The following is a 22,437-nucleotide window of genomic DNA, read 5'->3' on the forward strand; positions in this document are numbered from 1 at the left end:
GCGAAGAGTCTGATCAAGGCTTCCGGCGTCTCCCCCCGCCGCCGGAGGCAATTTGCAAGACCGCAGCCCCGGCGCCCACGCCCCCTTCAGGCGCCGGGGTAGCGGCGCGAGCCACGGCAGGACATATCGGAGGCAGCTCATGGGCAAGACCAAAGGTCTGCAGCAGCGGATCGCCGGCAAGACGAAGCAGGCCGTCGGCGAGATCATCGGCGACCAGGATCTGCACGATGACGGCAAGGCGCAAGCCGAGCGTGGGCGCGACGAACAGGACAAGCCGAGCGAACTCAATCCGCTGAAGAAGCTCAAGCAGCTGACGTGAACGCCGAGCCGCGACCAGCACTCACGAGTGGGGCGCGGCGCACCACCGGCGAGCGGCGGCGTTCGCGCTGGATTGCCGCGGCCGCACTCGGCCTGATCAGCAGCACCTTTTCGACCATCGTCAGCCAACTCTTCGCTGCCCGCATCGGCCGCGATGCGGGGGTCGATTGGATGACGGTTGCCGCGATTCCTGCGCGCGACTGGGCGATCAGCTCCGAGCCATCCTGGAGCGCGATCCTGGCCGGGATCGCCTTTCACCAATGGGCCGATTTTTCCTGGGCGTTGGTTTTCTTCGGCGTGCTCGGACGCTGGACGGCCGACTTGCGGCCGATGACGATCCTGCTGCTGGCGCTGCCCTGGGCCGCGTTCTCTTCAGGCATGGAATGGTTCGTGCTGGTGCCGCTGTTTCCATTCTGGCAGCCGCTGTTCACGCTGCAACAACCCTATTGGATCGGCCTGCTGGTGCATGGCTCCTCCGCCGTGATCTATCCCCTGTTCGCGCGCCTGCGCTGGAGGCGCGGGACTGCGCCTGACAGCGACGTGCGGTTCACGAATATGTGGATCACCGGCGCGCTGGCCGTGATTGCGCTACTTGGGGCGGTCGCATTGTTCGGCGGTCATGGTTACGAGCCGCCGTGGATGGGCCGCGACAGGGATCAAGACCAAGCCTACATCCGTCACATGACCACCCATCATGCCCAAGGCATCGAGCTCGCACGCACGGCTGCCGAGCGCGCGCAGGATCCGCATCTGCGCAAGCTCGCAATGCTGATGGTCGCGAGCCAGACCGGAGAGAACCGCATATTCGAGAATTGGTGGCTGAGCTGGTTCGACACGGAGATGCCCGATTGCAGCACCGAGGAGCGGGCGGCGATGCCGGGCTTCCTGACGCCAGCCGAGATGCGCCAGGTCAAGACCGCGCCGCCGGACCAGTTCGACACGCTGTTCGTCGAGGCGATGAGCCGGCATCACCGCGGTGCGGTCAGGATGGCCGACCAGATGTGGCACAGCCGCGGCGACCCTCGTCTGCGCATCATGGCGCATGCCATCCGCCACGAGCAGCAGGGCGAGATCGCGCTGATGCACGGCATGCGCGGCCTCGCCGCCGTGACCACAGGCGTCCGCAACATGCTCGGCGACAACGTCAATTGAACGTGAGGATCTTATATCGGCAAGCGGCCTGCTGCCTCGCCGATACTCCAGACGAACCTATCAAACGTTAATGCTTTCCGCCGTCATTATCGGCCACACTTGGGCCGACGGGGGCCGTCGGAGATCAAATGCAGGCAGGATTTGCTTTCTCGAGGCTGGCCGACCGCCTGACGAGCCTCGTCGAACTGACCCCGGAACATCTCGATCTGCTTGCGGACATGCCGAGCAGCATCGCGCATTTCGGCGCGCATCAGACCATCCTGCGGCACGGTGATGAGGCAACGCAATGCTGCCTGGTGCTCCAGGGATATCTGTCCTGGCAGAATGACGAAAGCGCAGATGGCCAGATCACCGCGATCTGCGTGCCCGGCGACATCGCCAACCTGCAAAGCCTGTATCGCCCGCGCATCGAGGGCAACCTGACCGCGCTCGGTTCCGCAATCGTCGCGCTCGTCCCGCACCGCTTCTTTCGCGAGCTCGCGGTGCGATCTCCAGCAATGTCGCACGCCTTGCTGTTGATGCTGCTTGCCGATCACGCCATCCAGCGCAACTGGACGGTGAACCTCGGCAGCCGGGACGCGTTGACACGCGTGGCGCACCTGCTCTGCGAGATCACGGTGCGGCTGCAAACCGTCGGGCTTGCCCGGGATTTCAGGTTGTCCTCGCCCTTCACCCAGTCCGACCTCGCCGCAGCCTGCAGCATCTCCCCGGTCCATGCCAACCGCACCATCCAGGAGCTGCGCCGCTGCCATTTGCTGCAATGGCAGGGCAAGACCTTGACCATCACGGACTGGCCGGGCCTGGTGCGGCTCGCCGGCTTCGACCCAACCTACCTGAGCATGCGGTCCGGCGCGGACGATGCTCGGCCGCCGCATGCGAGACCGGTGGCGGCCGACGTCGCGGTCGCTTGATCCGCCTCGTGGGCGCGAGGACCTTGCGCGGCTCACTGACGTCGGACCCTACTCCCGCCAGACCTCGGCCAGCTCTTCCGCTGTCACCAGGTCGACCTGGCCGTGGAAGCGGGTGCGGTACATCGTCATGAGCGCGTCGTGGCCGACGTCGGACGAGCTGCACAGCGCGTCCTCGACAAGGACGATCCTGAAGCCGAGATCGACGGCGCTCAGGACCGTCGAGAGCACGCAGACGTCCGTCTCCGCGCCCGATATCACGACGGTGCCGACGTTCTTCTCGACCAGCAGGCTCGCAAGACCGGGATTGCTGAACGCGGAATAGGCCGGCTTGTCGATCATCGCCGCCGGCGGAACGAAACGTGCCAAGGCCGGCACGAGCTCCAGAGTCGATGACGGCAGATGCCTGCGCGTCGCCTGGCGCCAGCGGCGGAAATAACTCTGCCATTGCCCCGGGCGGTCCTCCGGATCCTGCGGGGTGATGAAGCGTGTGAAGATCGTTCTCTCCGCGTGGCGCGCAACGACCGAGACGACCGTCGGCAGCACCCGCTCCATCCAGGGCGTCGCCCAAAGGCCATCGGGGGCGAAAATGTTCTGCATGTCGATGCACAGGTGAACGGCGCCGCGGATCTCGGCAACATCGGACATAGCGTCCCTCATCGTCCTCCACCTTCAAGCGCATTCGGCGACCAGTTGCGAATGCGGGGCGAGGGCTTTGGTTCCGAACCGCGGCGTGCAGCGCGAGGTGGTGCGCTCGGAGGACGGTCGCATTTACTGCGATTTCAATGAGTTATCGAGGACTATCAATGCATAAGGGGCGCATATCAACCGACCAGTATACGGAGCAGGCTGTTCAACATCGGCCCTGCCTCCTGCTCGCGAGACAATGCAACATTTCAAATCAGCAGGTCATGATGCGCAGCTACAGGGGCGTGATGGGGTCCGTTATTGCCATGGTTGGCCGCGGGATCGTCCAGTGCGTTGGGTAGGATTTTGACGAGGATATCGAGGGTGGCCGCCTGATCGGGCTTGGCGCGTGGATCGAGCGGAATGTGGACCTCTCTAGGTTCAATCCTGACGATGGGAGTGAAAGGAGTTGCGTCGCTGTCGAAGCGGAACACCCGCTCTTGATCGGCGCCGCCGGTTTCGAACGCAGCTTTAGCCGGCTGTGCGGCCACCGACGCGATTGCAGCAGGTTGCGTAGCTTGCTGCGAGTTCCCGTTCCCTGCACTATCGCCTTTTGTGGCGCTCGATTCGGCGATCTCGGCTGCTGCTGATGCCTTTGCGGAGGCCGAGTGTGAATTGTATCCTGAATTGCTATGCTGCAGGTCAGCCAGTTTTGCCGTGGCCACTCCTGCCGACGCGCTTGCGTCCGATGCACGATGATTGTCGCCCTCACCGACACTCTTCTCGGACATGAAGACAGTTTCAGCCAACTCGGTGGTTGTCGCCTTTACATGCTCCGGCTCCGCGACGTTTTGCGTGCTACCGCGATCCGCGCTACCGGCCGTTGCAACACTTTCGTCAGCCTTCGGGCCGTGAGCAGAGGTCGAGTGCCCCCATTTGTTACTCTGCTCCACGCCGCTGGGCTCTGCCATCTTCGCTGACTCGCGCGTATAGGCTGGTGTCCAGGAATGATGCTCATTGTCATTGCCGAGGCCATTGCCCGGTGTCGCCTTTGCTTCGGCCGTCTCGGTGGCCGCCGTTGCCGACCCTCGCTCCGACGCGCGCGAGTTGCTGTGGTCCAGACCGCCTGGTTCGGCCGCTTTTGATGGCCCCGACCAATCGTCCGAAGCCAGTGGATCATGCGCGTTGTCCTTGCCGGCGCGATTGCCCGGCATGGACTTCACTTCGGCCGTCTCTGTGGCCGCCTTTGCCGACCCTCGCTCCGACGCGTGCGAGTTGCTGTCGTCCAGACCGCCTGGTTCGGCCGCTGCTGCTGGCCCTGACCAATCGTCCGATGCCAGTGAATCATGAGCGTTGTCCTTGCCGGCGCGATTGCCCGGTACGGACTTCGCGTCGGCCGTCTCCGTGGCCGCCTTTGCCGACCCTCGCTCCGACGCGTGCGAGTTGCTGGCGCCCAGGCCGCCTGGTTCGACCGTTTTCGCTGGCCCGGACGAATCGTCCGAAGCGAGTGAATCATGCGCGTTGTCCTTGCCGGCGCGATTGTCCGGCATGGACTTCGCTTCGGCCGTCTCCGTGGGTGCCTTTGCCGACCCTTGCTCCGACGCGTGCGAGTTGCTGTGGTCCAGGCCGCCTGGTTCGGCCGTTCTCGCTGACCCTGACGAACGGTCCGAAGCCGGTGGATCATGCGCGTTGTCCTTCCCAGCGCGATTATCCGGCATGGACTTCGCTTCGGCCGTCTCCGTGGCTGCCTTTGCCGACCCTCGCTCCGCCGCGTGCGAGTTGCTGTGGTCCCGGCCGCCTGGTTCGGCCGCTTTTGCTGGCCCTGACCAATCGTCCGAAGCCGGTGGATCATGCGCGTTGTCCTTGCCGGCGCGATTGCCCTGTATGGACTTCACGTCGGCCGTATCTCTGGCGCCGGCCATTGCAGACATTTGCTCGGGAGCGTGCTGCGCCCCTTCGCGGTCGTCCCTGTGCGCTGTCGCGAGGCTCGATTCACCAAAATCGGCTGCTTCCGGTGCGTTTTTAGAGGTTGAATGCACCGGCTTGCCATGTTCCGCGCTGCCTGTTTCTGCCGTCTTCCCTGACCTTCCCGAAGGATCCGAAGCCGGGGATTGATGCTCGTTCTCATCACCGACATCACTCCCAGGTATGAAGCCACCGTCCGTCTGCTCCGCACCTGTTTCCTTTGCAGGCCATGGCTCCAGAACATGCTGTGAGTTACTGCCGCCCGCGCTACCGGCCGCTGCGATGCTGGGGCCGGTGCCTGCATCGTTCCGCTGACTCTTCAATGTAAGACTTTCAACTTCCGTTACCGCTGCAGCATGAGCAAGCACGATCGGTGATATGCGAGCCGACCCCTCGGTCCCATCCACGCCCTCTTCCGTTGTGCGGGCCGGCGCGAATTCAGTCCTTAAGCCGGCATCAGCCAGACTGTCCCAAACTCCAGCGGTCCCGAGCGTGCTCTCTCTCGTCCCGATACTTGCATGGGCACTGTCGGTACTCAGAATAGCTTCGATTGCAATCACGGATGTCAGCGCTTCTTCGAGCTGCTCCAACGTGAGAGCGGCCGCCGCGGCTGTCGGCTGGCCGACAAAATCCGATTCTGCGATGGATACAATTCCCGGCAGATGGATTTCCAACAGGTCGCGGTCTCCGATCTCCAGAACATGATCGGTCGCATTCACATAGACGATCGTTTCATTGGTTGTGGAGTTGAAGATCCAAGCGACGGTGTGTGGCGGTATGGACTTGCTTGCTGCTGTCATATGAAGCCTGGCAAGGGCTCCGAAAGCCGCAAGATTGATCCTGCTCGGCCCAGACGCGAAGTTGAAGACAGAGTCGGAAGAGGTAGAACTGGAATCGGTCGGGTCGCGATGAACAACGTTTTCAGCGACGTTGCCGCCCATCAGCTGATCGTGGCTATATCCGCTACTGCCGGCATCGTGACTGAAGTGCACGAGGCCGGCAAGTTTTTGGAGAGTCTCCCCTGCGGTACCATCACTCGAGTGGCCCCGAGTGCCTTCTCCGGCGGCGCTTTCATTTTCAACGACCACAAACGCGGAAGGCAGGCGAGAAACCTGCGCATGGAAACCCGGGACTGAATCGTCTACATGATGATCGTCGGCATTGGTGCTCGCAGCAAGTTTGGTGGCAGCATTGTATCCGGTAACGTCCACGAAGCTGTCGAGCGGCGCTTTGGCCGGGTCATGCGACAGCAATGCCAAATGGGGATCGCTGAGTGTGTAGATCAACGCACCGGTGAGAGTGGCGAAAGTACCATACCCTCCGTGAATCAACGTCGGATTGGATGTCAGCCGCGAGAATAGATGTTCCGCGGTGGAGTTACCTCCAATCGTCGCGTCGTTCATTCCTCGCAGGGAAGGTGTGGCCAAACCGGGCGTGCTTGAACCAACAGAACTGTAGTCCTTCCACGATCTCGAGCCTGCGGATTGCTCAGCGGTGCGAGGCGCTTCCATTGCCGAAGCCGCGGTCGAGATTTGGCTCGCCCCGACAAAAACGCCTCTCTGAGTGAGCGACGGCTTGTCGTCGGAGTCCGCGACGATGGCGTGACGGAGGATAGCTCGCTTCCAGAGCTCATATTCGGCATACTCCACCGCGGGGCCGGTGCTGTCGTCATGCGGAAGCATGTCGTTTGCCTCCGACGCCTTGAGTTCGTCCGCAATGGCGACCGCCAGGAGAGCCAGCGACAGCATTCCGAACCCGGACGGGCGTTGTAGCAATGCGAGGGTGGCGAGCACCGTCCTGTTGGTAATTTCAAGCTTCTGAAAGATGTTGTGCAGGTGTACTTTAACGGTTCCATCGGAAACGTTTAGCTGGTGCGCGATCTCCTTGTTCGACATTCCTTGTGACACCAGTCGTACAATTTGACGTTCGCGCGGCGTCAATAGCTCCAGCAGGTTGTCGATTTTGCTGCTGTCGGTTTTCTCGACGGTTGGCGAGAGATCGGACCGCTCCAAAAAGCTACGCTTCGTCATCAGTCGCAGCGATCGCAGCACAGCGTCCGGTGCGACATACTTCGCGATTGCATCACACGCGCCAGCAGCGATGGCCAAGGTTAGATCGTGGTCCGTGTCGGAATCTGTAAAGAACACCAGGCGCGTGGGCAGCCGATCAGCTTTCGCAATGACGAGGATCTCGGATGCCGTTAGATCTGGCAGGGTGTCAGCAAGAAGTGCAACGTCGGGTGTCAAATTCCGCATCGCTTGGATGCAGCTTGTCCCGTCGCTGCACGACGCGATGACGTCGAAGTCCGGCTGTGCCCCGAGTATCGACTCTAGCCCCCGTAGAACGATCGGCTGTCGATCTACGATCACAAGCCGGACGGGCTTGAGTATCCGCTCTTTCGCAGACGTGTCTAACATGGACTCTGCCTCGACCCGGCCGTCTATGTCCTTCGGCATATAGCCGAGACCGAGTGAAGTCATTAAAATACAACGAATAGAATAAAGAAAGAGATTTAATCCGGTTTAACCATATCTAAAATCGCGAATTTGACGTGCAAATGTGCCCATTTGCCGTAAGTCCTAGCCTTTTGCCGAACAGTACGGCGACGCCAGGCCGTTGGGTGGGCTTCGAGTGGGGCACACGAACGGCTCACGGCCGTCATTCCAACGCTATTGGTCCCGGCGGCCAGAACGCCATCTTGGAAATTGTCCGCCCCTGAGACGAGACTTTCAGAGCGCGCTCGCGATCCGCGCCTGGCGCGCTTCACAACTCAAGGCCGATCAGCTGTTCGGAGAATGATCGTTGGCTGGGATGCTGTTCAGCCGCAGCGCAGGCTGCCGTCGGCGAGTCGACGACATCAATTGCAGGTCAGCGACAGGTCTGTATAAGCGCAAGCTGGAGTCGCGGGCGCAAGCCGTTCCTGCGATTGGCAGACCAGCGCATGCTAGCCTTCATCGCAGGAACCATATCTGTGGTTGCCAGTTGACTGCTGTTGAGCTGCACGCCGGACAGCAGCTCGACGAGCCGGCATGAGTTCTCGCGCCGAACATCCGTCGGGGGTTGATCCCATGATGGACCACGCGACCAGGGTTGGTAATCGGTTGTTAGCAGCGTTGCCGCCGGCGGATTTTGCTTTGCTTGCACCTCATCTGCGGAAGATCGTCATCGAGCGCGATACGGTGCTCGTCCGATCAGGCGATCGGATCGAACATCTTCTCTTCCCCCTGAGCGGCGCGATAGCCACTATCATGGAGCTGCCGAACGGGCAGACGGTCGCCACGACGATAGTGGGGCATGAAGGGGCTGTGGGTCTGACGTCAGCGCTTGGCGCATCCCACTCGCCCGTGACGGCCGTTGCTCGCATCGCCGGGACCGCGCTGCAGATCTCGCCTGCGCAATTCCTGACAGCGCAACATTGCAGCCCCGCCGTCGCAGCGATGGTGCAAGTGTTCACGAGATCGTTGCTGACGCAACTCCAGCACGTGGCTGCCTGCAACGCATTACATTCCGTCGAAGCCCGCTTGGCGCGCTGGCTGCTTCACATTCACGATCGGGCAAATGGCAGCGATCTCCTCCCGCTGACCCAAGAAACGTTGTCGGAATTGCTGGGCGTCCGCCGCACCACCGTCACACATGTCGTGAGCACAATGCGAACATCAAGAGCACTAAGATCCAATCGACGTGGCCAGCTTGAAATCGATCGGCCGCGGCTCGAAGCCATGGCATGCGAATGCTACAAGGTCATGAGCCGCAGAATCGATCGGATCGTCTCGCAGAGCACGGTCGGGCTCGTTCATAGGCCTCCAGCGCGGAGCGCCTCCCGCTCGCCTGGCGGCCGAATAGCCGGGACAGGCTCTTAGAACCAGTTCGTTTTCTCGAACCACCCCGCATGTGCCCGCGCCATTCGGCAAACCGCGCGAGGCTCGGTCGCTGCAAACGTCCGATCCTGCGCGGCATTTTTTTCGACTTTGCGGCCGGCTCCCGGCCGAAGCGAACAATGGACGAAAATTCCTGTCATCCACTCGCCTTGGGACGCTCGTCACAACAGCCCGACTTCTTGCGAATGAGCGGTATGGCCATGAGCTTTGCCTGTGCGAAGCCGGAAGGCCCACCCGCGGTCCGAGCGGGGTTGTTGGCGCTGCCCGCCTTGCGCAGCTTGCGCTGAAGATTCTCCTCTCGACCTACCCGCTCTCTGAGCTTTTCAAGTTCCGCAAGCTCTGCCACCAGCGCCTCGAGACGTTCTCGAAGCAGCGCCGCAGGACTCTCCGCTCGAACGCGGATATTCATGACACGCTCCTGATCGAGGTCTTGAGAAGAAGTCGCATAAGGTCAGGAAAAGTATGTAATTCACCACAATCGCATGAACATTTGGCAGTGTTTACACCGCAAATCGCGCTGCGGCGGTGCAACAAGGGACGACTCGGCCGGAGTTTAAGAAAGGTCCAGCCCTGCCAAACCGTACGGCGCCGCAGGCCCACGCATGGGCTGAGAAGACTGCTATCGGCTGGATTCGGCTGCACTCGAAATCCTGGTGTTAGCTCCCGGACACTCGGCCTTGCGCTTTTCCTCGTCTTCTTCTGCGCAATCGAGCCCACCACTTGCGTTTGGAATTCCAGAGCTGCCGCCGGTTGCGAAAGGCCCTTTCGCACTGCCTCCGCCACCGCCAGACCCGCCGCTACCGCCGGATCCGCCACCGGCTGCCCCTCCTCCGGCGCGAGATGATTTGGCAGAGCCCCCGCCAGGGGCTCCCCCGCCCCCTGTTGACCCGCCGCTGGAGCTCCCCGGTCCCGATACGGACGACCGGTCGTTATCGAAGAACGACGATTGCCTCCCATCCTTCTGCGTCACTCCACGCAGGCCCCCCGAGCTTGCAATGGCTCCTGAGGTCAGGGAAGTGGATAGAAGCAGAGTCATCACTGGGGGTGTGACGGCCGCAAATCTTCCGCAGGTTTTCAAGAACGCCCGCCGGTCGTCATCTTCGTTGCCGTCCCGGGTCACAACACGCTCTCCTCGGTTTAAAATATTAATTACGGTATTATACATTAAATGTATTTTCAACCGATAATTTTCTTTATGTGAGTGGTGTTTCTTGACGTGCGCCGTCAATTGATCGTGGGCAATTTCCGTACTCGTTCCTGTACTTCCTGGCCTTCGGGCGCAGCTTCGGAGTTGCGCTCGCCATTTAATACGATTAATTTGCGTTTTAACGGACGTCGAGCGCAGGGCTCGATTGCAACGGATGAGGACAATGCCACTGCAATTCCACCGGTCTGTCCGCGACATGGAGATCTGGAGCGCAACCAGCGAGGGCTTCTCGTTCGTGATCAGCTTCGGAAGCCCGAGAGGCCCCGGCTTTCATGGCCGCGCCGGCTATTTGGCGAGTTGGCGTCCGCTCCACAAAAACCAGGCCGCAATCAAGATTGGCGGTTCGCCCTTTCGAACGTTAGCCGAGGCCGAAGGGGCCTGCAGCGACATGGCTGGGCTTCTGGCGCCACGATAACCCCCGCGCACGTTCGGAAGAGCCAGACACTCCCATTATTTCACGCTCGCCGGATCCTGATGCAACAGATCAGGGGGATCCATCTTACGTGACGCGGCATGCAGCTCGTTTCGCGAAATCGCCAAAGCCGCCAGAATCGTGCGATTGCTGATGTCCAGCTTTTGGAAGATATGATGAAGGTGGACCTTGATCGTACCGTCGGCAAGGTTCAACCGACGTCCAATCTCCTTGTTCGATAGACCCTCCGACACAAGCCGCATGATTTGCCGCTCCCGGTCCGTCAGTTGTGCCAGGGGCTTCTCATCGGGGCGGGCCTCATCATCGGCTAGCCATGCGCTCGGCGAGGCCGCTGCTTGGCCCTGGGCGGCTTTCCGCAGGGTTGAGACCAGCATCTCGGCATCCGAATCCTTCGAGAGGACGATGCAGGCGCCCTCCAAGGCCAGCCTTTGCAACTCACGATCCGCCGCGACACCGGCGAAAAAGACTACCGCGGGACTTGGGCCTGAAGCGTTTGCGGGAGCGAGGATCTGCTGCCGGCTGACATCAGGCAGTGCAGCATCGACGAGCGCGACGTCCGGCACAAGAAATCGGATTGCCTCATTGCAGCTTGCGCCATCGCTGCAGGACGCAACGATCGTAAAATCACGCTGCGCTGCAAGAACGCTCCTGATCCCTTGCAAAACGATCGGATGTCGATCCGCGATGACAATTCTGGTGCGGTGCATGCTTCCCCTGCCTATCGCTAACAACCCCCCGTGCAGCCGTTTAATCCAACAATTTCTTCGAAACGCGAGGATGACGGGTCCGCTCGGCGACAATGTCACACAGTCTCAAATCCTAGACAGCCGAACGTTCGACGACTGCGCCACGGTAACTTGACCGGCAAGTATGCGCAGCACCGTAAGAATGCGGTGCTCAACATTCGAGGCCGCAAGCTTGTAGACGAAAGCCAAATTTCGACAACGCATGATAGATTCGATCAGAAAATTCTCCCATAGAATGTCTAGGCGCACGGATCGGCTGCTGTGTCATGATGGTCAACATCCAATTAACTTCGTTGGCACCGTTATTACCAACGATATATTGGGTCATTCACGATTCAAATCTAACATTCGACGAAGTTTCGACGAACACGAGATCGTTCAAAAAGCCACGTTATTGAAGGGACGAAAAGTAATACTATTCATCAAGGCGAAGCTGGTTAGTAAAGCACGAAAACGGCTGCGTCGCGCAGCCAGTGTAGCAACGACGAAATCCGGTCACCCATATTGGAGCTGCATATTCGTCAATTCAGCAACTTCAATGAGCGGTCATGGAGGGCATCGTTGGCAATGAGTAGGTGGTCACATGTATTCTTCAGCAGTTTTGCGTCAAACTCATCAGGCTCTCATCATTCAATTCACTGAATTGCAGAACTTGCGTAGCCGCGTGTCGAAGGCCGAGCAGCGATTACTTGCGCCGAGGCGACGAGCCCGGGGGCGGAGGGCGAAGCGACCGCTGGTTCGGAGGCACGGGCCCAGCCGGTAACTCCGACCACCACGCACACTGGCTCAGCGGCACGGGTGATCGTGCTTGCCGGACCCCGGTTTGACCTGATAAGCCCCCCTCCTGTTTCGGTTCGGAGGTAGTGGGGACGGCTTCCATGGAGAACGATGACTGGGCATCTATGACCACAGCTGAGCTGTGGCGACTCTACGATGAGGTCACTGCTGTTCTTAGTCGCAGGATGACCGCGGAAAAAGCCAAGCTCGAAGAGCGGCTTCGCAAGATCGAAGGTAAGACCGGGGGACAGACCGAGGGACGTGCACGCCGCCCCTACCCTCCCGTGCTGCCGAAGTATCAGAACCCTAAGAACCCGTCCGAAACCTGGTCCGGCCGTGGTAAGCAGCCTCGATGGCTGAAGGCGCAGCTTCGCGCCGGCAAGAAGCTAAACGATCTCCTGATCGACCGCCCGTCCGCACAACGGCGCCGCCGGGCCGGCTGAACCTCCGACCGGTCCCCGGGACGGTGGTGTCAGGGCTGGGCCGCCAGGCGCCACTTTAGCGAGTGCTATCTTCTTTCCCGTTAGGACTGCCGTCCCCACCACCGTTGCCCTTGCCATTATTGCCCTGCACAACGTTTCCGCCAGAACTAGCGATGGCGGATGAGGTCAGAGAGGTCGAAAGCAGCAGTGTCATCACGGGAGGAGTGACGGCGGCAAATTTTCCGCAGCTTCTCAAGAACTCACGGCGGTCTTCACTATTGGAGTCAGTCGGGTTCATCGGCGCTCTCCCTGCGATGGTCATAGAAAATAAATGGATTTGGATGCGCCGCAAGTTAAATATGTTAATCTCGGCATTTAAATTGTCTGCGCGGAAACAACACCTTGAGTAGTATCGCATGCCGAACTCCCGTCGCGGCGCATCGGTGAACTCCTGCGCAAAGCGAGGTCCAGAGGCAGATTATACCAAACGACTTATATGCACAGGGCGCGTTACTATTATATTTTAATTGCATTAAATGAAGCGGCACATCGCTCTTCAGCGCCGCTTCGGCGCAAAACGGGGCTAGAGCAGTCGCCGCACATGCGCCCAAGCGACCGCTTTCCCACCTGACGAAACCGAGAGGCGATTTCATGATCGGGACCGAGTCCGGTGTAGCGTTCGGGCAATTGCGGTCTCGCTTCGACACCACCTTACGACCAGGCTTCTCATTGCCACGTCTGGGCGCGCTGATGAGCCGCGCCCTCACCGAAACTCTCTTAGACCTTTCGGAACTAACGGTTCTCACCGAGGCTGCGACCGGGGCGTATGCCGTGACGGCCGTTCTCGCAGCGATGGCCGGAGCCAGGCACGTCTATGCCTTTACGAAAACTACGCGGCACGGCACCTCGGTTGAAGCCATGGACCAGACCCTCAAGCTCGCAGATTCGGTCGGCGTGGCCAATCGCATAGACATCCTGGAGCAGATCACCCCCGATATCATCCATCAGACGGATATCGTGACCAACAGCGGCCATCTTCGGCCTCTGACCGCTGCGCTTATTGATGAGCTACCAAAGGAAGCCGTCATCGCCTTGATGTTCGAGGCCTGGGAATTTCGCTCCGAGGACCTCGACATGGACGCATGCTTGCGGCGCGGAATTCCAATCGTCGGCGTGAACGAACGTCACCCGTCAGTCGATGTCTTCTCGTTTCTCGGTCCACTGTGCGTGAAGCAACTGCACGATAGCGGCTTATCCGCTTACAAGAATCGCATTGCCCTGCTGTGCGACAACGACTTCATTGGCTCGCTTCGCTCCGGTCTCGTGAGCTCCGGAGCGAGCGTGGACGTCTTCGAGGACGTCCAGACCTTGTATCATGACCAATGGGACGCAATCATCGTTGCGCTGCGACCGGCGGCTAAGCCTCGCATCGGCGCGCCGGAAACAGCTCACCTCGTTGCGTGTGCGCCTCCTGGCGCCATTGTCGTGCAGTTTTGGGGCGACATCGATCGAACCGTATTGTCAGAAAATGGGTTGGGCGTTTGGCCAACAACGCCTCCGGGATCGGGGCACATGGGCATTCTGCTGTCCGAGCTTGGCCCCGAGCCGGTCGTGAGACTGCAGGCCGGCGGCCTGCGCGCTGCTGAATGGGTTCGGCGCAGCGGAGCTGTTTCGTCTGACGGGCTCGCGCAAATCGTTACCCGGCATCCGCACCAATCGCCAACTCGCGCTAGGCCCTCGCCTCGATGAGCTCAACGAGCGTGAGCGTCGCGGAGGCAAGAAACACTATGCGGCGCATGTCGAACGCGACCGCCGGCGCAGGTGACGATACGGCAAGATACTGCTGCGCCCCGAAGCTGGCGATCGCATCGTCGAAGCGACTCACTTCGTAGGCAAGATGATAAAGCTTGCTGCCGCGCTTCAGGATACCCTCCACTGGCGACTGTGCGCCTGCCGGCTCAATCAATTCCAGGCGCGGACCGCCACCTGACACGAACTGAATCTGAACTTGCTGGATCGGGTCCTCGAAGATGGGTCCTTCAGGCCCATAGCCAACTATCGCGAGTTCCGGCAGCTCGGCCGCGCTGTTCCTCCCCTCCCAGCCTAAGGAGACACGCGGCGAACGAAATCTGGCTTGCTGCTCCGACAGTTAACTTTCTCGCGCATCGAGGAGCAGCACCGACCAGACCTGTTTTAGCCGCGGATAGTCTGCGCGCGACATCCGAAACGTAATCACATCGTCGCCGTTCCACCAAGCTTTCGGCGCAACCCTTTCAATCTGGAAGCCGAGGCGGATATGAAAATTCTTCGAGGCCTTATTCCTGCTTTGAACGTTAGCCACGACGGCCGAAAGCCCCAGCTGCTCGAATGCGAATTCGAGTAAAAGGTCGAACATCTCCGCCAGAAAGAGGCGCGCGCCAGGATCGACGATCAACCGCGCAACTTCGCCCTGTCCCGCCGCGAAATCCAGGTTCGCGAGCGCGATGCTGCCAGCCGGCTTCTTCGAGCGCTTGAATTCGGCAATGAAATAGTAATCGTTCACTCTCGCCTGATATTTCCGGAAAAACTCTTCCTGCTGAGCCAAGGTCAGCCTTTCGCGGGTCAGGAACTTGCCGAGAACGGGATCATTCCGCCAAGCGATGATTTGCGCGGAGTCCTCCAGCCGGACTTCTCGGAGAAGCAAGTTATTTCCTGTTGGGAGCCGCTTGAAAGTCTCAGCCTTGTTGGAAAGCGTGCTTGGGCTCACCGGCTCCGGTCTGATATGCCCCGTCATCTATTTATTTCACCTTAATGGCTAATTTAACTACATTTAATTGACCCAAACCATATCATCATTTAATGTGGGAGACAATCAATTGAAGTCGCTGTTCCTGACGGAGGCTCGCCATTTTCGCTGCAGTACCCGCGCCGGACCGGCCCATCAATGATGCCGACCTCAAATCGCTTGCGTTGTCGGGCGATGCCACGTTCTGGGGGCATCTTGTCGCCCGCTCGCGGCAAGCGACGAGCTTCTCCGAGCTGTTCTTTCTGTCGACGCTTCGAAAAAAGGCAAAACCTATTGCGCGCGGAAGCGTCCAGGAAAGACTCCGGCTCGCCCTCATAGGCGGCTATAACCTTTATCCCTTGCACGAACTGGTTGAACATCTCCTGGCCATTCGTGGCATCGACTGCCAAAGGTTTCTCGGCGAGTACGATAATTTCGTGTCGGATATCCTCGACGGCTCGAGCTCGCTGTACGCCTTCAAGCCGGATATCGTCTTTATACTGCCGAACGCGGGCCGCTGCCGGTTTACCGGTTCGCTCCTTGACCCCCTGGATCATCAGCACGACGCCGCAGTTGGCGCCGCCGAACACCTCCTTAACCTCGCTAAGACCTTCTGCGCGCGCTCCGGTGCAGCGGCGATCCTCGCCAATCTTGCGCTGCCCGACGATCTCGATCTCGGCTCGTTTCGTTCACGCACGCTCGGCACCGACTGGAGTTTCCGAAAGGCGGTCAATCTCGAGCTCGGGCTTCGGGCTCCAGCTGAGGTGCAGATCTGCGACGTCGAGTTCCTCTCGGCGCGACGAGGGATTTCCGCCGCGGCGGATGCGCGAGCGTGGTATGAATCGAAGCAGCTCGGCTCACCTGACTTTCTCGTCGACATCGCGCTAGAGCTAAGCCATCTGATCGCCTCCCGGAAGCAGGGCCCGAAGAAGGTCCTGGCAATCGACCTCGATCACACGCTATGGGGCGGAGTGATCGCGGAGGACGGTATCGAGGGAATCGAACTTGGCGATTCCTCCCCCAGGGGCCAAGCTTTCAAATCCTTCCAGAAATACCTGCTTGGGCTTTCCCGACGCGGTATCCTGCTTGCGGTATGCAGCAAAAACGACCACGCACGCGCGATCGAGGTATTCGAAAAGCATCCCGAGATGGTTCTCCGGCTGGAGCACTTCGCAGCCTTCAAAGCCAACTGGGACCCGAAATCCGACAACCTGCAGAGGATCGCGGATGAACTCCGCCTTGGCCTGGACAGCTTCGTGTTTGCCGACGACAACCCGGCGGAAATCGAGATCGTGCGCCAGTTTCAGCCCTTGGTCACAGGTGTACTCCTCGGCCCAGACCCCGCCGAATTCATCGTTCGCCTCCAGGCCGGGCGTCATTTCGAGCCACGGACCGTCACCGAGGAGGATCTCGAACGGACGGCGCAGTACAGGCAAGAACGGCGACGTGCGGAGCTCGCAACGAGCGTAACCGACATGCCTGCCTACCTCGCGTCGCTTGAGATGCGAGGCACGATCAAAGAGTTCGACTCGCTCGACGTGCCCCGCATTGCCCAGTTGATCGCGCGCAGCAACCAGTTCAACCTGACGACGATCCGTCGATCCGAGACTGAGATCCAGCGACTCTTAGGACGGCCGGACTACCGGTGCTTTACGATGCGGCTCGAGGATAGGTTCGGCGATTCCGGGCTCATCTCCGTAGTCATTGCAAAGATCGAGGGCTGCGTCTTCGTTCTCGATACCTGGCTCATGAGTTGCCGCGTGCTGAAGCGACAGGTCGAGGACGAGATCATGAATGAGATTTTTCGACTAGCAGAGATAGCCGGTTGCACCACTGTGCGCGGCATTTATCTTCCGACAGCCAAAAACGGCATCGTCGCCGGAATCTACGAACAGTTTGGTTTCTCGCGTACGGAAGACTCTGCAGCCGGAAAAGAGTTCGAGCTGGAGGCGAGTAGGTATCAGGTGCGTTCGACTAGGATAGATGTCGCTCGGAGGGCTTATGAAGCAAGCTGAAGTGTTGGCGCAGTTGCAAGAGGTATTCGATGGGATCTTCCTCGAGAAGGTCGAAGCTAGGCCCGAGCTCTCGGCGAGGGACGTCGAGGAGTGGGACTCGCTCATGCAGATCTCGCTTGTCATCGCCGTAGAGCAGAGATTTCGCGTCCGATTCCGGATCGGCGAGGTCGAATCGGCGCGGACCCTGGGTGAGTTCGCCGATCTGATCGCGAAGCGGATGGAGCCATGAGTGGTGGACCTCGAAGGCAAAGGTGAATACGTAGGGCGCCACCAGGTTTTGGTATCTCGCCTCAAATCTGTCGGCACACTCCGCGCCGCCTCGCAAAGCCCGGCGCGGCGGTCTGAGAGCGGGCTAAAACACCACCAACTAGCTTTTGATAAGCAAGAGGACGACAGCGCCTGCATCTTCAAGAGAAATCGACAGTGGGCGCTCACACTGGTTGCTTTCCCACCGCAATAAAATAATCACCATATCTAATAATTAATTGTTAATTTAATAAATCTTGGATTAATTTTTAACCTGCGCTTTTTGATTTTAAATACTGAGTACAGGCATTCGACTGCGCGGGAGAACAAAATGGCGAGTTTGTTCACCACCCAAACGCCGGCTAACGGCACTGCCACCGACGGGACTGGAGCGGATTATGAGCTGGGGATGCGCTTCACCGCCGACACGTCCGGCGTGATCGAGGCGATCCGGTACTACAAGGCCGCGAACGAGACCGGCACCCATATCGGCCACATCTGGTCGGCAACCGGCCAGGAGCTGGCGACCGTCACGTTCACCAACGAAAGCACATCGGGCTGGCAGCAGCAGGCGCTGGCCACGCCCCTTACCATTGCGGCCGGCACGACCTACGTGGTCTCGGTCAACATCAACAGCTACTACGTCTCGACCACCCAGGGCTTCGCGTCCGGCATCAGCAATGGCGGCCTGAACGCGCCCGTCGGCGCCGGTGTCTTCGACTACAGCGCGGGCGTCTTCCCGACCAGCGTCTATCAGAATGCAAACTACTTCCGCGACGTCGTGTACGCTGCCGGTTCGAAGAAGCCCAACAATCACACCGGTACGATAAGCATAAGCGGGACCCCGACGCAGAAGCAGATCTTGACGGCGACGGTAAGCGATGCCGATGGCGTGCCGGCCACCGTCACCTATCAATGGCAGCAAAGCACGAATGGCTCTGCGTGGAGCAACATTGCGGGCGCGACGGCGAGCACGCTGACCCTCGGACAGGCCCAGGTCGGCAGCTTCATACGTGTTACCGCGTTCTACACGGACCAGTTGGGCAGCAGCGAGACCCCGGTGAGCGCCGCGACTGCCACAAAAGTGGCCAACGTCAACGACGTCGGCGTCGTCACGATCAACGGCACGGCGACCCAGAACCAGACGTTGACGACCAGCGTCACCGATCCCGACGGCGTCCCGGCAAGCATCACCTATCGTTGGCAGAGCAGCCCCGACGGCACCACCTGGACCAATCTGTCTGCCACGACCGCGAGCCTCACCCTCGACAGCAGCCTGGTCGGCAAGCGGATCCGGGTGAATGCCACCTACACCGACCTGCTCGGCGCCAGCGAGAACGTAACCAGTGCGGCCACCGCGACGGTTGCCACCGCGAGTGCCACCACCACCCTGTTCACCATCCAGACGCCGGCCAACACCAACGACAGCGACGGCATTGGAGCGGATTATGAGCTGGGGATGCGCTTCACCGCCGACACGTCCGGCGTGATCGAGGCGATCCGGTACTACAAGGCCGCGAACGAGACCGGCACCCATATCGGCCACATCTGGTCGGCAACCGGCCAGGAGCTGGCGACCGTCACGTTCACCAACGAAAGCACATCGGGCTGGCAGCAGCAGGCGCTGGCCACGCCCCTTACCATTGCGGCCGGCACGACCTACGTGGTCTCGGTCAACATCAACAGCTACTACGTCTCGACCACCCAGGGCTTCGCGTCCGGCATCAGCAATGGCGGCCTGAACGCGCCCGTCGGCGCCGGCGTCTTCAACTACAGCGCGGGCGTCTTCCCGACCAGCGTCTATCAGAATGCAAATTATTTCCGCGACGTCGTGTTTGCTGCGAGCTCCTCGACGCCCGACAATCACCCTGGCGCGGTGAGCATCAGCGGGACGCCGACACAGAATCAGACCTTGACCGCGACAGTGAGTGATGCCGATGGCGTGCCGGCCACCGTCACCTATCAATGGCAGCAGAGCACGAACGGCACCACATGGAACAACATCTCCGGCGCGACGGCACGCACGCTCACCCTCGGGCAGGCCCAGGTCGGCAGCTTCATACGTGCCACAGCCTTCTACACGGATCAGCTGGGCAGCAGCGAGACCCCGGTGAGCGCCGCGACCGCCACAAAAGTGGCCAACGTCAACGACGTCGGCGTCGTCACGATCAACGGCACGGCGACCCAGAACCAGACGCTGACGGCCAGCGTCACGGATCCTGACGGCGTTCCTGCGAACATCACCTATCGTTGGCAGAGCAGCCCCGACGGCACCACCTGGACCAATCTGTCCGCCACGACCGCGAGCCTCACCCTCGACAGCAGCCTGGTCGGCAAGCGGATCCGGGTGAATGCCACCTACACCGACCTGCTCGGCGCCAGCGAGAACGTAACCAGTGCGGCCACCGCGACGGTTGCCACCGCGAGTGCCACCACCACCCTGTTCACCACCCAGACGCCGGCCAACACCAACGACAGCGACGGCATTGGAGCGGATTATGAGCTGGGGATGCGCTTCACCGCCGACACGTCCGGCGTGATCGAGGCGATCCGGTACTACAAGGCCGCGAACGAGACCGGCACCCATATCGGCCACATCTGGTCGGCAACCGGCCAGGAGCTGGCGACCGTCACGTTCACCAACGAAAGCACATCGGGCTGGCAGCAGCAGGCGCTGGCCACGCCCCTTACCATTGCGGCCGGCACGACCTACGTGGTCTCGGTCAACATCAACAGCTACTACGTCTCGACCACCCAGGGCTTCGCGTCCGGCATCAGCAATGGCGGCCTGAACGCGCCCGTCGGCGCCGGTGTCTTCGACTACAGCGCGGGCGTCTTCCCGACCAGCGTCTATCAGAATGCAAACTACTTCCGCGACGTCGTGTACGCGCCGTCCAAAGTCATCGCTCTCCTCAACACTTCCACGATCTATGTCAGTGAGGCGGCCGGCACGGTCACCGTCACCGTTACTCGCTCCGGCGACCTCCAGTCTCAAAACACCGTTGAGTACACGACGAACGAAATCGGCACCGGCGGAAGTGCGACGGCTGGATCGGACTTTATCCAGCCCACCTTCAATGGTCGGGCGAACACCGGCCAGATCGTGTTCCAACCGGGAGAGAGCACCAAGAGCTTCACCATCCCGATCGTCAACGATCAACTGACCGAGAGCAACGAAACGTTCGCCGTCGGACTTCAAAATCCGGGCTCTGGATCCCTCGGAGCTCCGCGCACTGTGCTCGTGACCATTATCGACGACGACTCACCCGCCACAATCGCAATGGCGGACGTTGCGCTAAGTGTTGCAGAGAGTATTCCGACCGCAAAGATCACGCTGCTGCGCAGCGGGCCCGTCAATCAAGCAGCCACGGTCGCCTTCACGACGGGCAGCGGCAGCGCACTCGGGGGATCCGACTACACGACCACATTAGGGACGGTGACCTTTGCCGCCGGACAGGCGAGCCAGACCGTCTCTGTGCCGATCGTCAATGATACGACTCCGGAGAACGACGAGACCTTCACCGTCACCTTGAGCAACCCGACGGGCGCCACTCTCGGGTCCGAGGTGACGACGACGGTGACTATCCTGGATAATGACAACCCCGCTCTCGGCAACCTGGTGGGCGAGACTGCCGTGACGGGGCTGAACCAGCCAGCGGCGATGGACTGGACGCCCGACGGCCGCTACATGCTGATCGCGCAGAAGGACGGCGTGGTGCGCGTGGTGGACAACGGCACGTTGCGATCGACCCCGCTCATCGACCTTTCGACCGAGGTGAACGATTTCGGCGATCGCGGGCTGCTGGGGATCGCGGTGAACCCGAATTTCGCAACCTACCACTATGTCTACCTGCTCTACACTTACGATCCGCCCGAGACGGCGACTCAAAGCGGACTCGCAGCGGCCGATGGGGGTGGCAACCGACCTAGCCGTCTGGTGAGGGTCACTGTCGACCCCGTCACGATGATTGCCGATCCGTCCAGCGAAGTGGTGCTGGTCGGCAAGAACAGCATCTGGGCCTATACTAGCCGTCCCGACGCGAACAGCGGCGGTGATCCCAGCATCGTTCCTTCCGGGATCGTCAACGGCACTACAATCACCGCTCCTGCGAGCGAGATCGAGACAGGAGCGCAGGACAACGATCCCGACAGGGCCGGCATCCAGAACCAGAACATCCGTGACTATCTTGCGACCGACAGCGATTCGCATTCCATAGGTGCCGTCCATTTCGGACCCGATGGTTATCTCTATCTCACTGTGGGGGATGGCACATCGTACAACTTCGTCGATCCGCGAGCCGTGCGGGTCCAAGACATCCACAATCTCTCCGGCAAGCTCTTGAGGATCGACCCTGTTACAGGTGAGGGAGCGCCGGGCAATCCGTATTATCAGGCCAGCGATCCGAACGGCAATCAGTCAAAAGTGTTCTATTACGGCGTCCGCAACGCGTACCGCTTCAGCTTCGATCCCGTTACGAATCTGCCGGTGCTTGGAGATGTGGGCTGGAACAATTGGGAAGAAATCAACACGGGTCCAGCCGGTTCGAATTTCGGATGGCCCTATCTCGAAGGCCCGGACAGAACCGCCAGCTACCAGAACCTCGCCCAGGCGATCACCTTCTACAATAATGGCAACCGCAACTTTACAACCGACCCGGCTGCCGTATTCCCGATCTTACCTCTGAGCCACGGCGCTCCGGACAATTTCCACGTGATCACCGCTGGAGACTTCTACAATCAGAACACGATGTTCTTCGATGACGTCTACAATGGAACGATCTTCGCCGCGACATTGAATGCGAGCCGGCAGGTCGCAAACGTCCAGTTGGTGGACACCGTGCCGGGCATTGTGGATCTGCAGAAGGGGCCCGACGGCTGGCTCTACGGAGCCGACATATATGACGGCACGATCCGACGTTGGGTGGACCCCTCGGCCGCCCCCAACGCGCTGGGCCTCGCGGCGTCATGACGGCGGGCCG

At 60.4% G+C, this 22,437-nt stretch carries 16 protein-coding genes and 1 pseudogene; 9 read left to right on the forward strand and 8 right to left on the reverse strand.

Features of this window, described 5'->3' with window-relative positions; genetic code table 11:
- The first annotated feature begins 139 nt into the window (after positions 1 to 139).
- The 3 genes from I6F09_RS04300 (at position 140) to I6F09_RS04310 (ending at position 2,381) form a co-directional block, all read left to right on the forward strand.
- Positions 140 to 319, forward strand: a complete 180-nt coding sequence (locus tag I6F09_RS04300) for a hypothetical protein (RefSeq protein ID WP_027575113.1) — start codon at positions 140 to 142, stop codon at positions 317 to 319.
- Positions 316 to 1,470, forward strand: a complete 1,155-nt coding sequence (locus I6F09_RS04305) for a DUF305 domain-containing protein (protein ID WP_225187522.1) — start codon at positions 316 to 318, stop codon at positions 1,468 to 1,470. Before I6F09_RS04300 ends, I6F09_RS04305 begins: the two co-directional genes overlap by 4 nt.
- A gap of 128 nt (positions 1,471 to 1,598) precedes the next feature.
- Positions 1,599 to 2,381 carry a Crp/Fnr family transcriptional regulator gene (locus I6F09_RS04310; RefSeq protein WP_036013671.1) on the forward strand — a complete coding sequence of 261 codons (783 nt, stop codon included), beginning with the start codon at positions 1,599 to 1,601 and terminating at the stop codon, positions 2,379 to 2,381.
- 48 nt (positions 2,382 to 2,429) lie between these two features.
- On the opposite strand, the gene I6F09_RS04315 is transcribed toward I6F09_RS04310, so the two are convergent.
- Together I6F09_RS04315 and I6F09_RS04320 are read right to left on the reverse strand one after the other, a co-directional pair.
- Positions 2,430 to 3,038 carry an isochorismatase family cysteine hydrolase gene (locus I6F09_RS04315; protein WP_225187523.1) on the reverse strand — a complete coding sequence of 203 codons (609 nt, stop codon included), beginning with the start codon at positions 3,036 to 3,038 and terminating at the stop codon, positions 2,430 to 2,432.
- Between the two features lie 236 nt (positions 3,039 to 3,274).
- Positions 3,275 to 7,450 carry a response regulator transcription factor gene (locus tag I6F09_RS04320; RefSeq protein ID WP_346730105.1) on the reverse strand — a complete coding sequence of 1,392 codons (4,176 nt, stop codon included), beginning with the start codon at positions 7,448 to 7,450 and terminating at the stop codon, positions 3,275 to 3,277.
- A gap of 588 nt (positions 7,451 to 8,038) precedes the next feature.
- Here I6F09_RS04320 and I6F09_RS04325 point away from each other — a divergent pair.
- Positions 8,039 to 8,830, forward strand: a complete 792-nt coding sequence (locus tag I6F09_RS04325) for a Crp/Fnr family transcriptional regulator (protein WP_036013668.1) — start codon at positions 8,039 to 8,041, stop codon at positions 8,828 to 8,830.
- Positions 8,831 to 8,984: 154 nt separating this feature from the next.
- On the opposite strand, the gene I6F09_RS04330 is transcribed toward I6F09_RS04325, so the two are convergent.
- From I6F09_RS04330 to I6F09_RS04345, 3 genes and pseudogenes are all read right to left on the reverse strand, one after another.
- A complete protein-coding gene (locus I6F09_RS04330) occupies positions 8,985 to 9,257 on the reverse strand; it encodes a hypothetical protein (RefSeq protein ID WP_036013665.1) in 273 nt (90 codons plus the stop codon).
- A 351-nt stretch (positions 9,258 to 9,608) separates the two neighbouring features.
- Positions 9,609 to 10,013: pseudogene (locus I6F09_RS04335) on the reverse strand (hypothetical protein); the annotation flags it as partial.
- 492 nt (positions 10,014 to 10,505) lie between these two features.
- Positions 10,506 to 11,195: a response regulator transcription factor gene (locus I6F09_RS04345; RefSeq protein WP_225187525.1), complete on the reverse strand. Its 690-nt coding sequence runs from the start codon at positions 11,193 to 11,195 to the stop codon at positions 10,506 to 10,508.
- A 917-nt stretch (positions 11,196 to 12,112) separates the two neighbouring features.
- Between I6F09_RS04345 and I6F09_RS04350 the strand changes: the two genes are divergently transcribed.
- A complete protein-coding gene (locus tag I6F09_RS04350) occupies positions 12,113 to 12,454 on the forward strand; it encodes an H-NS histone family protein (RefSeq protein WP_036025684.1) in 342 nt (113 codons plus the stop codon).
- 55 nt (positions 12,455 to 12,509) lie between these two features.
- Here I6F09_RS04350 and I6F09_RS04355 read toward each other — a convergent pair whose 3' ends face one another.
- Complete coding sequence (locus tag I6F09_RS04355; protein ID WP_081493985.1) at positions 12,510 to 12,731, reverse strand: hypothetical protein; 222 nt, start codon at positions 12,729 to 12,731, stop codon at positions 12,510 to 12,512.
- A 353-nt stretch (positions 12,732 to 13,084) separates the two neighbouring features.
- On the opposite strand from I6F09_RS04355, the gene I6F09_RS04360 reads away from it, so the two are divergent.
- Positions 13,085 to 14,182, forward strand: a complete 1,098-nt coding sequence (locus I6F09_RS04360; protein ID WP_225186507.1) for a hypothetical protein — start codon at positions 13,085 to 13,087, stop codon at positions 14,180 to 14,182.
- Here I6F09_RS04360 and I6F09_RS04365 read toward each other — a convergent pair.
- Entirely contained in the window at positions 14,163 to 14,582 is a 420-nt protein-coding gene (locus tag I6F09_RS04365; protein ID WP_346730111.1) for a VOC family protein, read from the reverse strand. The genes I6F09_RS04360 and I6F09_RS04365 overlap by 20 nt on opposite strands.
- The gene (locus tag I6F09_RS04370) at positions 14,583 to 15,206 is read right to left on the reverse strand and encodes a GNAT family N-acetyltransferase (RefSeq protein ID WP_225187526.1); all 624 of its coding nucleotides are present in this window, start codon (positions 15,204 to 15,206) and stop codon (positions 14,583 to 14,585) included.
- A gap of 176 nt (positions 15,207 to 15,382) precedes the next feature.
- Here I6F09_RS04370 and I6F09_RS04375 point away from each other — a divergent pair, with 176 nt between their 5' ends.
- From I6F09_RS04375 to I6F09_RS04385, 3 genes are all read left to right on the forward strand, one after another.
- Positions 15,383 to 17,212 (forward strand): HAD-IIIC family phosphatase, encoded by a 1,830-nt coding sequence (locus I6F09_RS04375; protein ID WP_225187527.1) that lies wholly within the window; start codon positions 15,383 to 15,385, stop codon positions 17,210 to 17,212.
- Positions 17,199 to 17,441, forward strand: a complete 243-nt coding sequence (locus tag I6F09_RS04380) for an acyl carrier protein (protein WP_225187528.1) — start codon at positions 17,199 to 17,201, stop codon at positions 17,439 to 17,441. The genes I6F09_RS04375 and I6F09_RS04380 overlap by 14 nt, the downstream gene beginning before the upstream one ends.
- A gap of 348 nt (positions 17,442 to 17,789) precedes the next feature.
- Positions 17,790 to 22,427 (forward strand): DUF4082 domain-containing protein, encoded by a 4,638-nt coding sequence (locus I6F09_RS04385; RefSeq protein ID WP_225187529.1) that lies wholly within the window; start codon positions 17,790 to 17,792, stop codon positions 22,425 to 22,427.
- The last annotated feature ends 10 nt before the right edge of the window (positions 22,428 to 22,437 follow it).

The sequence above is a fragment of the Bradyrhizobium sp. IC3195 genome (assembly GCF_020193585.1).
Classification (GTDB): Bacteria; Pseudomonadota; Alphaproteobacteria; order Rhizobiales; family Xanthobacteraceae; genus Bradyrhizobium; species Bradyrhizobium yuanmingense.